Origin of the sequence: Saccharothrix xinjiangensis (genome assembly GCF_039527585.1) — a bacterium.
In the GTDB taxonomy this organism is placed as follows: domain Bacteria; phylum Actinomycetota; class Actinomycetes; order Mycobacteriales; family Pseudonocardiaceae; genus Actinosynnema; species Actinosynnema xinjiangensis.
In genome coordinates this window covers 102,237-114,646 of the sequence record NZ_BAAAKE010000023.1, presented here as the reverse complement: position 1 = coordinate 114,646, position 12,410 = coordinate 102,237, and the positions used below count along the sequence as shown (strand labels likewise).

Annotated in this window: 10 protein-coding genes; 6 read left to right on the top strand and 4 right to left on the bottom strand. The window is 74.0% G+C overall.

The genetic code is table 11. The annotated features are described in order from the left end of the window. Positions 1–58 precede the first annotated feature (58 nt). Positions 59–1,396, top strand: coding sequence for a hemolysin family protein (locus tag ABD223_RS32790; RefSeq protein ID WP_344040576.1), 1,338 nt, complete (start codon positions 59–61; stop codon positions 1,394–1,396). Continuing rightward, the gene (locus ABD223_RS32785; protein ID WP_344040575.1) at positions 1,393–2,427 is read left to right on the top strand and encodes a hemolysin family protein; all 1,035 of its coding nucleotides are present in this window, start codon (positions 1,393–1,395) and stop codon (positions 2,425–2,427) included. The genes ABD223_RS32790 and ABD223_RS32785 overlap by 4 nt, the downstream gene beginning before the upstream one ends. Positions 2,428–2,477: 50 nt before the next feature. Here the strand turns inward: ABD223_RS32785 and ABD223_RS32780 are convergent, their stop codons facing one another. After that, positions 2,478–3,233 carry an LmbU family transcriptional regulator gene (locus tag ABD223_RS32780; RefSeq protein WP_344040574.1) on the bottom strand — a complete coding sequence of 252 codons (756 nt, stop codon included), beginning with the start codon at positions 3,231–3,233 and terminating at the stop codon, positions 2,478–2,480. 155 nt (positions 3,234–3,388) lie between these two features. Between ABD223_RS32780 and ABD223_RS32775 the strand changes: the two genes are divergently transcribed. Further along, positions 3,389–3,655, top strand: a complete 267-nt coding sequence (locus ABD223_RS32775) for a hypothetical protein (protein ID WP_344040573.1) — start codon at positions 3,389–3,391, stop codon at positions 3,653–3,655. 50 nt (positions 3,656–3,705) lie between these two features. Here the strand turns inward: ABD223_RS32775 and ABD223_RS32770 are convergent, their stop codons facing one another. Next, a complete protein-coding gene (locus ABD223_RS32770; RefSeq protein WP_344040572.1) occupies positions 3,706–4,911 on the bottom strand; it encodes an MFS transporter in 1,206 nt (401 codons plus the stop codon). A 107-nt stretch (positions 4,912–5,018) separates the two neighbouring features. On the opposite strand from ABD223_RS32770, the gene ABD223_RS32765 reads away from it, so the two are divergent. Together ABD223_RS32765 and ABD223_RS32760 are read left to right on the top strand one after the other, a co-directional pair. Next, a complete protein-coding gene (locus ABD223_RS32765) occupies positions 5,019–5,903 on the top strand; it encodes a 3-methyladenine DNA glycosylase (protein ID WP_344040571.1) in 885 nt (294 codons plus the stop codon). A 118-nt stretch (positions 5,904–6,021) separates the two neighbouring features. Continuing rightward, positions 6,022–7,800, top strand: a complete 1,779-nt coding sequence (locus ABD223_RS32760; RefSeq protein WP_344040570.1) for a substrate-binding domain-containing protein — start codon at positions 6,022–6,024, stop codon at positions 7,798–7,800. A gap of 209 nt (positions 7,801–8,009) precedes the next feature. Here the strand turns inward: ABD223_RS32760 and ABD223_RS32755 are convergent, their stop codons facing one another. Continuing rightward, complete coding sequence (locus tag ABD223_RS32755; protein WP_344040569.1) at positions 8,010–8,969, bottom strand: helix-turn-helix transcriptional regulator; 960 nt, start codon at positions 8,967–8,969, stop codon at positions 8,010–8,012. A 52-nt stretch (positions 8,970–9,021) separates the two neighbouring features. On the opposite strand from ABD223_RS32755, the gene ABD223_RS32750 reads away from it, so the two are divergent. After that, on the top strand, positions 9,022–9,303 hold the full coding sequence (locus ABD223_RS32750; RefSeq protein ID WP_344040568.1) for a DUF3224 domain-containing protein: 282 nt from the start codon (positions 9,022–9,024) through the stop codon (positions 9,301–9,303). A 205-nt stretch (positions 9,304–9,508) separates the two neighbouring features. Here ABD223_RS32750 and gcvP read toward each other — a convergent pair whose 3' ends face one another. Further along, on the bottom strand, positions 9,509–12,397 hold the full coding sequence (gcvP, locus tag ABD223_RS32745; protein ID WP_344040567.1) for an aminomethyl-transferring glycine dehydrogenase: 2,889 nt from the start codon (positions 12,395–12,397) through the stop codon (positions 9,509–9,511). Between the last annotated feature and the right edge of the window lie 13 nt (positions 12,398–12,410).

Genomic DNA, 12,410 nt, shown 5'->3' with positions numbered 1-12,410 from the left:
CCGAGCCGGGTCCGATACCCGGCTGCCAGCCCCGCCCGCCCCGTGACGGGGGCCTCGCATGACCATCCTGCTCAGCGTGCTCGGCCTCGTCGCCGTGGTGGCGCTCACCATCGGCACGTTCATCGCGGTCGCCGCCGAGTTCTCCCTGACCGCGCTGGAGCGCACCACCGTCGAGTCGCACGTCGCCGCCGTCGGCGACGCCAAGGCCAAGGCCGTCGACAAGGCTCACCGGTCGCTGTCGTTCCAGCTCTCCGGCTCGCAGCTGGCGATCACCATCACCACGCTGGTCACCGGTTTCATCGCCGAGCCCGCCATCGCCGAGCTGTTCTCGCCCGTGCTGGCCGCGTTCGGCGTGCCGGGTTCCGCGGCCGACCCGATCTCGCTGGCCTTCGCGCTGGCCCTGGCCACGTCGTTGTCGATGGTGTTCGGCGAGCTGGTGCCGAAGAACCTGGCCATCGCCAAACCGCTGGAGACCGCACGCGCCGTCGCGGGCGTGCAGGCCAGGTTCTCCGCGATGTTCCGCTGGCTGATCACCGGCCTGAACGGCGCGGCGAACTGGCTGGTGCGCCGGATGGGCGTGGAGCCCGCCGAAGAACTGGCCTCCGCCCGGTCGCCGCAGGAGCTGGGCGCGCTGATCCGGTCGAGCGCCGAGCACGGCACGATCGACGAGGGCACCGCGACCCTGCTGGACCGCTCGCTGCGGTTCGGCGACCGCACCGCGGACGAGCTGATGACGCCGCGCGTGCGGGTGGAGTCGCTGCGCGCCGACTCGACCGTGCTCGACCTGATCGCCAAGGCGCGGGAGACGGGGTTCTCCCGGTTCCCGGTCCACCAGGGCGGCCTGGACGAGGTGCGCGGGATCGTGCACGTCAAGCAGGCGTTCGGGGTGCCGCGGCAGCAGCGGGCGACCACGCCGCTGTCGGCGTTGACCAGGCCGGTGCAGACCGTGCCCGCGACGCTGGAGGGCGACGCGCTGCTGGACCGGCTGCGCGCGTCGGGCCTCCAGACGGCGCTGGTCGTCGACGAGTACGGCGGCACGGCCGGCCTGGTGACGCTGGAGGACCTGGTCGAGGAGATCGTCGGCGACGTGCGCGACGAGCACGACCGGCGCGAGACCTCGCCGGTGCGACCGCTGGGCCGGGACAGCTGGCTGGTGTCCGGGCTGCTGCGCGACGACGAGGTGGCCGAGGCGACCGGGTTCCGGATGCCCGAGGGCGACTACGAGACGGTCGCGGGCCTGGTCATGGCCCGCCTGGGCCGCATACCCGACGCCGGTGACGAGATCCGCGTGGACGGCTGGCGCATCACCGTGGTGCAGATGGACCGGCACCGGGTGGCCGAGCTGCGGGTGGCGCGGGTCGAGGCGACCTCCACCGCGTCGGAGGCGGTCCGATGAGCCTGCTGTTCGTGTTGCTGCTGGTGGCGGGCAACGCCTTCTTCGTCGGCGCGGAGTTCGCGATCATCACCGCCCGCCGGGACCGGCTGGAGGCGCTGGCCGAGCGGGGCAGCGGCCGGGCCCGGACGGTGATCCGGGCCGGCCGCGAGCTGCCGCTGCTGATCGCGGGCGCGCAGCTGGGCATCACGCTGTGCTCGCTGGGCCTGGGCGCGCTGGGCGAACCGGCCGTGGCGGCGATGCTGGAGGCCCCGTTCCACGGCGTCGGCGTGCCGGACGCGGTGCGGCACGGCGTCGCGTTCGCGTTGGCGCTGGTCATCGTGGTGGCGCTGCACACGGTGCTGGGCGAGATGGTGCCGAAGAACCTGGCCATCGCCGGTCCCGAGCGCACCGCGTTGCTGCTGGTGCCCGCGCACCTGTGGTTCTGCCGGCTGGTCGCGCCGCTGCTGCGCGCGTTCACCGTGGTGGCGACGGCGGTGCTCAAGCGGGTCGGCGTGACGCCGCGCGAGGAGCTGGAGTCGGCGTACACGCGGGACGAGCTGGCGCTGCTGATCCAGCAGTCCCGCCGGGAGGGCCTGCTGGAGGACTCGGAGCACCGGCGGCTGGCGCAGACGCTGTCGTCGGCGGAGCGCACCGTGGCCGACGTGCTGGTGCCGCTGGACCGGATCACGTCGGTGCCGGCGCGGCCGACCATGGGCGAGGTGGAGGCCGCCGTGTCGGCCACCGGCTTCTCCCGCTTCCCGGTGCGCGACGAGGACCGGTTGGTCGGCTACCTGCACGTGAAGGACGTGCTGGACATGGCCGACGCCGACCCGTCGACGCAGGTGCCGGCCGGTCGGGTGCGGGGCCTGCCGGAGGTGCCGGTGGACGCGCGGCTGGCCGAGGCGGTGGCGGTGCTGCGGCGCACGCAGAGCCACCTGGCGCAGGTCGTGTCCGCGGACGGCTCGACGCACGGCGTGGTGGCCCTGGAGGACCTGGTCGAGGAGTACGTGGGCACCGTGCGCGACGGCACGCACGTGCGCCGGGAGGTGTGAGGCGCGGGCGGGCGCTGCCGCGCCCGCCCGTCCCGCTCGCCCGGGTCCGATCAGGCCGAGCGCACCGCGGGCACGCCGACCAGCCCGCGGTCCTCACCGGCCAACCTGCGGTCCTCACCGATTGGCCCGCGGTCCTCACCGACCGACCTGCGATCCTCACCGACCGACCTGCGATCCTCACCGACCGGCCCGCGGTCCTCGCCGGCCTCCAGCACCGGCACGCCGACCAGCTCCAGGTCCTGCTCGGCGGCCCGGTCGAGCGCCGAGACCACCCACGCCTCGAAGTCGGCGTTGGCGGCCGCGGCGGCCCGCCGCCACCGGTCCAGCGCCCCGCTGGCCGCGCTGACCCGCGGCAGCACCGCCCGGTAGGACTTCGAGCTCGGGTCCCGGTGCTCCCGCAGCGCCCGGCGCAGCGTGGTGCGCGACCAGCTCTCCCGCTCGGCGCGGTCCAGCCACAGGTCCTGCTCCGCCGGCGGCAGGGCCGCGACCTCGGCGTGGTGCTGGAACGGCAGGCCGGCACGGCGGCGCACCGGCTCGAACTTGCGCGCGATCCACGCGTAGTTGCGCAGCGTCTGGTAGTCGAGGCCGACGGCTTCGACCGCCCGCCGGTACCGGTCGGTGTACTTGTCCTGGCCGAACACGAGCCAGTCGCCGAGGTACCACGCGGACGAGCTGGCGATCCGGGAGATCCGCTTGCCCGCCTGCTCCCACGACTCGAACGTGACGTCGCGGGGGAACGCCAGCCCCACCGGCGTGGTGAGGATCTGCTTCTCGGCCGGGTTGGCGGGCTGTCTGCGCTGCGCCACTGCGTTCACCTTGTTCACCGGTAACCCCCCAAGTGTCCGCTTCCAGGTCTCCTGCCTACCGAAGAGCCCTCACACACCGGTCAACTTCCGCTCACACCGCCGCCGGGGCGGGGTGGGACCGGCGCGTCCGGCGCCGCCCCACTACGGTGGCCCGCGTGGACCCGCGTGACGACGAAGAAGAGGACGACTTCGACCCCGAGGACGAGGACGGGTTCGACGAAGAGGAAGAAGAGGACGAGGACGACCTGTTCGGGGTGACGTCGGACGCGCGCACGATCTGCCACCTGTGCGGCGGGGCCGGTTTCATCGCCAACCCGACGACGGCGGTGATCGGCGGCGCGCCGCGCACGGTCGACAACGGCCGGGAGTGCCCGCACTGCAACGGGGCGCGCAAGTTCCCGGGCCTGGTGCCCCCGCTCTGACCGGCCCTCACGCCGGAGGGCCCGGTTCGGCGGCCCGCCCGGCAGCCCGCCTAGCGGCCCGCCGCCACCAGCTCGGCCTCGCGGAACGCCTTCGGCGACAGCCCGGCCCACGTCACGACCAGCGCGACGAGCTGGACCAGCGCGCCCATCACCCACACCGCCCGCAGCCCGGACTCCGCCGCCACCAGCCCGCCGGCCAGCGCGCCCAGCGGCGTGAAACCCCAGGCCAGCGCCCGGTGGCTGGTCAGCACCCGCCCCAGCAGGGCGGGCGGGGTGAAGCGCTGCCTGCTCGACTGCGAGCACACGTTCCACACCATCACGATCATCGACTGCGCGAACCCGGTGACCGCGACCGCCCACGCCCACGGCGGCAGCACGGCGACCAGCCCCACCGTCACCACCATGCCCAGCTGCGACCACCGCATCGCCCACGAGTAGCCCAGCCGCCCCACCACCGGGCCCACGACCGGCGACGACGCGATCCACCCGGCCGCTATGCAGGCCAGCAGCACGCCGTACCCGACGGCGCCGACGCCCAGGACGTCCTGCGCGTACAGCACGAACATCGACATCGCCGCGCTCGCCCCGAACGAGCCGAGCGCCACCGACAGCGTGATCCACCGCAGCAGGGGCGTGCCCACCAGGTAGCGCAGCCCCTCGGGGATGTCGCGCAGCGGGTTCCTGCCCGACGGCTCGGCCCGCGCCGAGCGCAGACCCCTGACCAGCACGAGCGCGACCAGCGCGGCCACCACCGCCACCCACGCGGGCGCGCCGAGGCCGACCCCGACCAGCACGCCCGCCACCGGCGGCACGCCGAACTGCACCACGCCCCGGTCGATGACCATCAGCCGCGTGTTCGCCGCGGGCAGCCGGTCCGGCGGCACCACCTCGGGCACCAGCGCGCCGGACGCGCCGTCGCCGAGCACCTGCGCCGAGGTCACCACGAACGCCACGACCATCAGCAGCGGCAGGGTGAACGCGTCGAGCGCGCCGGCCGCGGCGATCACGAGCGCCGCGCACAGCTGCACCGCGTAGGCCGTGGCCAGCACCGCGCTGCGCCGCACCCGGTCGATCAGCACCCCCGCGAACAGCGAGAACAGCAGCCACGGCGCCTGGCCGACCACGTTGACCAGCGACACCTGGCGCGGGTCGTCGGTGATCGTGGTCGCGATCCACGGCAACAGGGTCGTCATCAGGCCTTCGGCCACCGAACCGGACACCGCGACGGCTTGCAGCCGCACCCACCCCCTGGACATGTCCCCACCTAACCAACGCGCCCCGACGGGGCGGAACGATTTAGCGTGGGGTGAGCCCGGGGCCGGCCTCGACCCGGAGCCGCTCCGGGGCCAAGTACCCTGGTGGCGTGGGGGAAGTCCTGTCCGAGACCGAGTGGACCGCGCGCCGGGACGCGCACGCGGCCCGCGCGCGGAGGTGGACCGGCCCGCACCACGAGCGCCGCGCGGCCGGCCTCAAGCACCCGGTGCTGGACTTCCTGTTCTCCTACTACTCGCACCGCCCGTCCCGGCTGGAGCGCTGGCACCCCGGTCCCGGCGTGGTGCTGGAGGGCGACGCGGCACGCGCCTACCTGCGGTGGCCGGTCTACCGGGAGACCGGTGACGGCGTGGAGCTGGACGTGGCGGCGTTCGCGCGGGAGCGGGCGAACACGGTCGACTTCGCCCGCCGGCTGCTCACCGCCACCGCGTCCCGCGCGCCCCGGCTGGGCTGCTTCGGCTTGCACGAGTGGGCGATGGTCTACCGGCAGCGGCCGGACCAGGTGCGGCACGACGCGTGGCCGCTGCGGCTGGGCGGGGCGGGCACCGACGCGGTGGTCGAGTCGCAGCGCGTGCAGTGCGGGCACTTCGACGCGTTCCGGTTCTTCACGCCCGAGGCACGGCCGCGCAACGCGCTCCAGCCGACCCGGGAGACCCAGGTGGAGCTGGAGCAGCCGGGCTGCCTGCACGCCAACATGGACCTGTTCAAGTGGTCCTACAAGCTGGACCCCGCGACCCCGTCCGAGCTGGTCGTGGACTGCTTCGAGCTGGCGGTGCGGATCCGCGGGCTGGACATGCGGGCGAGCCCCTACGACCTGTCCTCGCTCGGCTACCGGCCGGTGCGGGTCGAGACGCCCGAGGGCCGGGCGGAGTACGCGCGGGAGCAGGCCGCGTTCGCCGAGGAGGCCGCGCCGCTCAGAGCCCGGCTCGTCGAGCTGACCGGCGTGCTGTCGCGCGAGCTCGTTCCCGGCAGCTGACGTCGCGGTCACCCCGGGTTACTTCACCCGAGTCCCAAATGTCACCTGTTAGCGTGACGCCGGTCGGGATTCGCCAGTCGGTATTCGCCAGTCGTGGTCGACGCTGAGAGGGAAGACGATGTCTCGACACCGCGCACTGCGGACGAAGGTGCGGCGCGGCATCGCCAAGTGGCCGGTCGCGATCGTCGGCCTGGTCGCCCTGCTCGTGCTCGGGTGGCTGGGCTGGACCTGGGTCGGCGGCGTCGTGGAGCGGCGCGCGGTGGTCGAGGCCGGCGCGTGCGACCAGGGCGAGGCGCCGCTCCGGGTGTCCGCGACGCCCAACGTGGCGGAGGCGGTCAAGCAGGTCGCCGAGGCGTGGAGCAGGCAGCGGCCCGTCGTCTACGACCACTGCATCCGCGTCGAGGTGCTGTCCATCGACTCCGAGACCGTGCTGGCCGGCCTCACCCAGGGCTGGGACGAGGGGAAGCTCGGCGCCCGGCCCCACGCGTGGATCACCGACTCGATGCTGTGGGCGAACCGGCTCGGCGCGCAGAACGCCTCGCTGCTGGGCGCGGTGCCCGAGTCGATCGCGGCGAGCCCCGTGCTGCTCGCCCTGCACCAGGAGCCGGCGCAGGCGCTCCAGGCCGGCGACGGGTTCCGGTGGACCGACCTGCCCGACCTGGCGGGCGCGCCCGACGGGTGGGGCCGGTTCGGCAAGCCCGAGTGGGGGCGGTTCGAGGTCGCCCTGCCCGACCCGGCGACCAACGCCGCCACCGCGATGGCCGTGCAGTCCGCGCTGGCCGGCGCGAGCCCGGAGGGCAAGGGGCCGGTGACGACCGGGATGCTCGCGCTCGACCCGGTGAAGACCACGATGGGCAAGCTGACCGCGGCCAAGGCGCGGGAGACGCCCGCCGGGACGTGGGAGGCGCTGAACCTGCTCGCGGACGCGACCGGCGTGAACGAGGCCGGGTTCGGCGCGGTGCCCGTGTTCGAGGTGGACCTGTACCGGCACAACACCGGCAAGGACGGCGGGACGGCGCCGCTGCACCCGCTGTACGGGGTGGTGGCGGGCGGGCCGACGCCGGTCGCGGACTTCCCGTTCGTGCCGCTGGCCGGTGACTGGGTCGGCGAGGCGCAGGTGCGGGCGGCGCAGGCGTTCCGGCAGTTCCTGAAGGAGGACGAGCAGCAGCGGACCCTGGCGCTGGCGGGCCTGCGGGTGGACTCGACCACCGACCGGCCCAAGGAGTCGCCGGGCGTGCGGTGGGCCGCGATCACCGACGAGCTCGCCCCCGCCGACGCCGGCACCACCCAGCAGATCTCGGCCGCGTGGGCGACCGCGGACGACGGCCAGGTGGTGCACGTGCTGGTGGACACCTCCCAGTCGATGGGGGAGCCCGGCGGTGACGGCCGCAGCCGGGTGGAGTGGCTGAGGGAGGCGCTGTCCGGGCAGGTCAACCGGTCCGTGTCGGGTTCGCTGGGGCTGTGGGAGTTCTCCGGGCAGCTCGACGGCGACAAGCCGTACCGGCAGCTCGTCCCCACCGGCCCGGTCGCGACCCAGCGCCAGGCGCTGCTGGACGGGGTGGCCGAGCTGGAGCCGCGGAGCGCCAGCCGGCTCTACACCAGCGTGCTGGCCCTCCACGAGCACGCCCTGGCCAACTTCCAGGACGGCAAGCGCAACCGGATCGTGGTGCTCACCGACGGCGCGAACGACGGCGGCCTGACCTTCGACGAGCTGAAGTCGCGCCTGGCCGCGGCCGGGCAGCCGGGTAAGGACGTCGCGACCAGCGTCATCGCCATCGGCCCGGACCCGGAGCACGAACCCCTGTCCGAACTGGCCCGCTCCACCGGCGGCACCCTGTCGGTCGTCGAGGACGGCCGCGGCATCGACGCCGCCCTGTCCCAACTCCTCTCGACCTGAACGCAGAACTCAGGGGTCCCGAACGTTCGACACGGTCGACCCGAACGTTCGACTCGCGCACCCTGAACGTACGACTCGCCGGTCCCGAACGTACGACTCGCGGGTCCTGGACGTACGACTCGCGCGGCCTGGGTGTTCGACTCGCGCGCGAGTCGTACGTTCAGGGCCACCGTGTCGTACGTCCAGGCACCCCGAGTTCTGCGTTCGCGTCAGTCGTAGACGGCTCGCATGGCGGTCAGGGTGGACTTGACCCGGTCGCGCAGTTCGGGTGGGGCGACGACCTCGGCGTCCGCGCCCAGGCGCATCAGGTCGACCAGGGCGTGGTCCAGGGACTCGACGGGCAGGTCGACGGTGGTCCAGTCGCCCCGGGGGGTCACGCCGTCCAGGGCGCGGGAGGCGACCAGGCTCAGCAGGACCCGCGCCCGGGACAGGCCCGCGGGCGTCAGGCGGACCGTCACGCCCATCGGGTACATGCGCCGCTCGAACCGCTCCGACCAGTCCGCCCAGTAACCGGCCAGGTCGAAGCCGCCGGGCCGGTCGAAGCCCTCGTCCAGCACCGCCGCGTCGAGCACCCGGGACACGCGGTAGGTCCGCAGGTCCTCGCCCGAGCGCACGACCAGGTACCAGAGGCCCGCCTTGAGCACCAACCCCAGCGGCTCGACGGTCCGGGACACCTCGACGTCGTTCCACCGCCGGTACCGGACCCGCACCCGCCGCTGCCGCCACACCGCGTCCGCGACCGCCGCCAGGTGCGGCACCTCCTCGGCGCCCCGGAACCAGCCCGGCGTGTCGAGGTGGAACCTCTCCCGCACCCGGCCCGCCCGCGACCGCAGCTCCGGCGGCAGCGCCGCCAGCACCTTCAGCTGGGCCGCCGCCACCACCGCCCCCAGCCCCAGCTCGGCCGCCGGCCCCGGCATCCCGGCCAGGAAGAGCGAGTCGGCCTCCTCCGTGGTCAGCCCGGTCAACCGCGTCCGGTACCCGTCGAGCAGCCGGTAGCCGCCCGCCGGGCCGCGGTCGGCGTACACCGGCACCCCGGCCCCGCCCAGCGCCTCGACGTCCCGGTAGACGGTCCGGACCGACACCTCCAGCTCGTCCGCCAGCTCCCGGGCCGTCATCCGGCCGCGCGACTGGAGCAGCAGGAGCAGCGACAACAACCGGCCCGCGCGCACGGGTCGGTTCTACCTGACAAGACCTGTCAGGTACAGCCGCCGGGCTGTCCGCATGACCACGCACGCCACCGCCGAGGCCGAGATGACGAGCTGGACCGAGCGCACCCGGGACGGGCGCCGCCACGACGAGGTGACCGGTCCGAAGCAGAGGGCCGGCGCGCCGGCCAGCCGCGAGGGCACGTTCGTCCTCCGGCACGAGGGCGGTTTCCGCGACGGCGTGGCCGACGCGACCGTCACCGTCGTCTCGGCGGGCGGCGGGCCGGCGGGCCTCACCGGTTCGGGGCGCATCACCCGGAACGGCCCCGGCCGCCTCCACCTTGATCACGCGCTCTGAACAGGCACTTCACCCGCTCTGATTGTTCAGCGTTCGCTGTGCACGAGCCAAGTCCTGATCGTGAACAACGTCGAACGGGTAGAACTGACACGTCGGCGCAGGGGGGAGAGGAGCCGACAGCAGGGGGCTCAGGGGCGGGGGGAACGAGGTCTGGTCGTTCCCCCCGCCCCTGAGAGTTCTCCGGGGAGGAGCGGGCCCGGGGGCGTCAGCCGCCGTAGGCCGACACCGGCGGGCAGGAGCAGACCAGGTTCCGGTCGCCCTTCGCGCCGTCGATGCGCCGCACCGGCGGCCACGCCTTGACCGCGGTGACGCCCGCCGGGAACACCGCCACCTCGCGGCTGTACGGGTGGTCCCACTCCGCCGTGACGCAGGCGGCCGTGTGCGGGGCGTTGCGCAGCGGGTTGTCGTCCGCCGGCCACTCCCCCGCGCCGACGCGGTCGATCTCGTGCTTGATCGCGACCATGGCGTCGATGAACCGGTCGATCTCGGCCAGGTCCTCGCTCTCGGTCGGCTCCACCATCAGCGTGCCCGCCACCGGGAACGACATGGTCGGCGCGTGCAGCCCGTAGTCGGCCAGCCGCTTGGCCACGTCGTCCACGGTCACGCCGGTCGCCTTGGTGATCTGCCGCAGGTCGAGGATGCACTCGTGGGCCACGAAGCCGCCCTCGCCGGTGTAGAGCACCGGGAAGTGCTCGTCCAGCCGCCGTGCCACGTAGTTCGCCGCGGCCACCGCGGTCAGGGTCGCCCGGCGCAGGCCGTCGGCGCCCATCATCCGCACGTACGCCCACGAGATCGGCAGGATCGACGCCGAGCCCCACGGCGCGGCGCTGATCGGGCCGACGCCCGTGGCGGGGCCGGCGGCCGGCTGGAGCGGGTGGTTGGGCAGGAACGGCGCCAGGTGCGCCCGCACGCCGATCGGGCCGACGCCCGGGCCGCCGCCGCCGTGCGGGATGCAGAACGTCTTGTGCAGGTTCAGGTGGGACACGTCCGAGCCGAACTTGCCGTACTGCGCCAGGCCGATCAGGGCGTTGAGGTTCGCGCCGTCCACGTACACCTGGCCGCCGGCCTCGTGCACCAGCCCGCACACCTCGCGCACGGTGTCCTCGTACACGCCGTGCGTCGACGGGTAGGTGATCATGATGGCGGCCAGGTCGTCCTGGTGCGCCTCGACCGTCTCGCGCAGGTGCCCCAGGTCGACGTTGCCCTTGTCGTCGCACTTGACCACCACGACCCGCATGCCCGCCATGACCGCGGACGCGGCGTTGGTGCCGTGCGCGCTGGAGGGGATCAGGCACACGTCGCGGTCCGCGTCGCCGTTGGCGCGGTGGTAGGCGCGGATGGCCAGCAGGCCCGCGAACTCGCCCTGGCTGCCCGCGTTGGGCTGGAGCGACACGGCGTCGTAGCCGGTGACCTCGGCCAGCCACCGCTCCAGGTCGCCGATCAGCTCCAGGTACCCGGCGGCGTCCTCGACCGGCGCGAACGGGTGCAGCTCGGCGAACTCCGGCCAGGTGATGGGCTCCATCTCGGCCGTGGCGTTGAGCTTCATCGTGCACGAGCCCAGCGGGATCATGCTGCGGTCCAGCGCCACGTCCTTGTCCGACAGGGACCGCAGGTAGCGCAGCAGCGCGGTCTCCGAGCGGTGGGTGTGGAACACCGGGTGGGTCAGGTACTCGGAGGTGCGGCGCAGGTCGGCGGGGATGCCGTCGGCGGTGTCGGCGTCCAGGCCGTCCACGTCGGCCACGGTGACGCCGAACGCCTGCCACACCCGGTCCAGGTGCTCGCGCGTGGTCGTCTCGTCGCAGGCGATGGACACGACGTCGTCGTCCACGCGCCACAGGTTCACGCCCAGGTCGCGCGCCGCGGCCACGACCTCGGCGGCCCGGCCCTCGACGCGGGCGCGCACGGTGTCGAAGAACTCGCCGTGCACCACCTCCACGCCGGCCTCGCACAGGCCCGCGGCCAGCACCGTCGCCATCCGGTGGGCGCGGGTCGCGATGGCCTTCAGGCCCTCGGGGCCGTGGTAGACGGCGTACATGGAGGCGACCACGGCCAGCAGGACCTGCGCGGTGCAGATGTTGCTGGTCGCCTTCTCGCGGCGGATGTGCTGCTCGCGGGTCTGGAGCGCCAGCCGGTAGGCCGGGTTGCCGTCGGCGTCGACGGACACGCCGACGAGGCGGCCCGGCAGCTGCCGCTCCAGGCCCTGGCGGACGGCCATGTAGCCGGCGTGGGGACCGCCGAAGCCCATCGGCACGCCGAAGCGCTGGGTGGTGCCGACGACCACGTCCGCGCCGATCTCGCCCGGCGGGCGCAGCAGGGTCAGCGCCAGCAGGTCGGCGGCCACGACGGCCTGCGCGCCGGCCCGGTGGATCTCCTCGACGACCGACGCGTGGTCGCGGACCACGCCGGACGCGCCGGGGTAGGACAGCAGCACGCCGAAGAAGTCGCCGCCCAGGCCGAGGCCCTCCAGGCCCTGCGACAGGTCGGCGGTGACGACCTCGATGCCCAGCGGCTCGGCGCGGGTCTCGATGACGGCGAGGGTCTGCGGCAGCGTGTCCGCGTCCACCACGAACTTGTTCGACTTGGCCCGGCCCGCGCGGCGGACCAGCGTCATCGCCTCGGCGGCGGCGGTGGACTCGTCCAGCATGGAGGCGTTGGCCAGCGGCAGGCCGGTCAGGTCGCCGACGACGGTCTGGAAGTTCAGCAGGGCCTCCAGGCGGCCCTGGGAGATCTCCGGCTGGTAGGGCGTGTACGCGGTGTACCACGCGGGGTTCTCCAGCACGTTGCGGCGGATCACCGGCGGCGTGGTGGTGCCGTGGTAGCCGAGGCCGATCATCTGGGTCATCGGGCGGTTGCGGGCCGCCAGGGCGCGCAGCTCGGCCAGGGCCTCGGTCTCGGTGGCGGGCGCGGGCAGGTCCAGCACCAGGTCGCGCTCGCGGATCGCCTCGGGCACGGCGCGCTGGGCCAGCTCCTCCAGGGAGCCGACGCCGATCACGTCGAGGATGCGCGCCAGCTCGGCGGGCCGGGGGCCCACGTGCCGGTCGGCGAAGGGGGTGCCGTGCTCAAGAGCGGCGAGGGGGATGCGGTCCTGCGTCATGGGTGTCGCCTCC

Bases quoted from the DNA above. Each gene is read 5' to 3' on its own strand.
- ABD223_RS32770 (WP_344040572.1), bottom strand. From the start codon at position 4,911: ATGTCCAGGGGGTGGGTGCGGCTGCAAGCCGTCGCGGTGTCCGGTTCG.
- ABD223_RS32790 (WP_344040576.1), top strand. From the start codon at position 59: ATGACCATCCTGCTCAGCGTGCTCGGCCTCGTCGCCGTGGTGGCGCTC.
- ABD223_RS32760 (WP_344040570.1), top strand. From the start codon at position 6,022: ATGTCTCGACACCGCGCACTGCGGACGAAGGTGCGGCGCGGCATCGCC.
- ABD223_RS32785 (WP_344040575.1), top strand. From the start codon at position 1,393: ATGAGCCTGCTGTTCGTGTTGCTGCTGGTGGCGGGCAACGCCTTCTTC.
- gcvP (WP_344040567.1), bottom strand. From the start codon at position 12,397: ATGACGCAGGACCGCATCCCCCTCGCCGCTCTTGAGCACGGCACCCCC.
- ABD223_RS32750 (WP_344040568.1), top strand. From the start codon at position 9,022: ATGACCACGCACGCCACCGCCGAGGCCGAGATGACGAGCTGGACCGAG.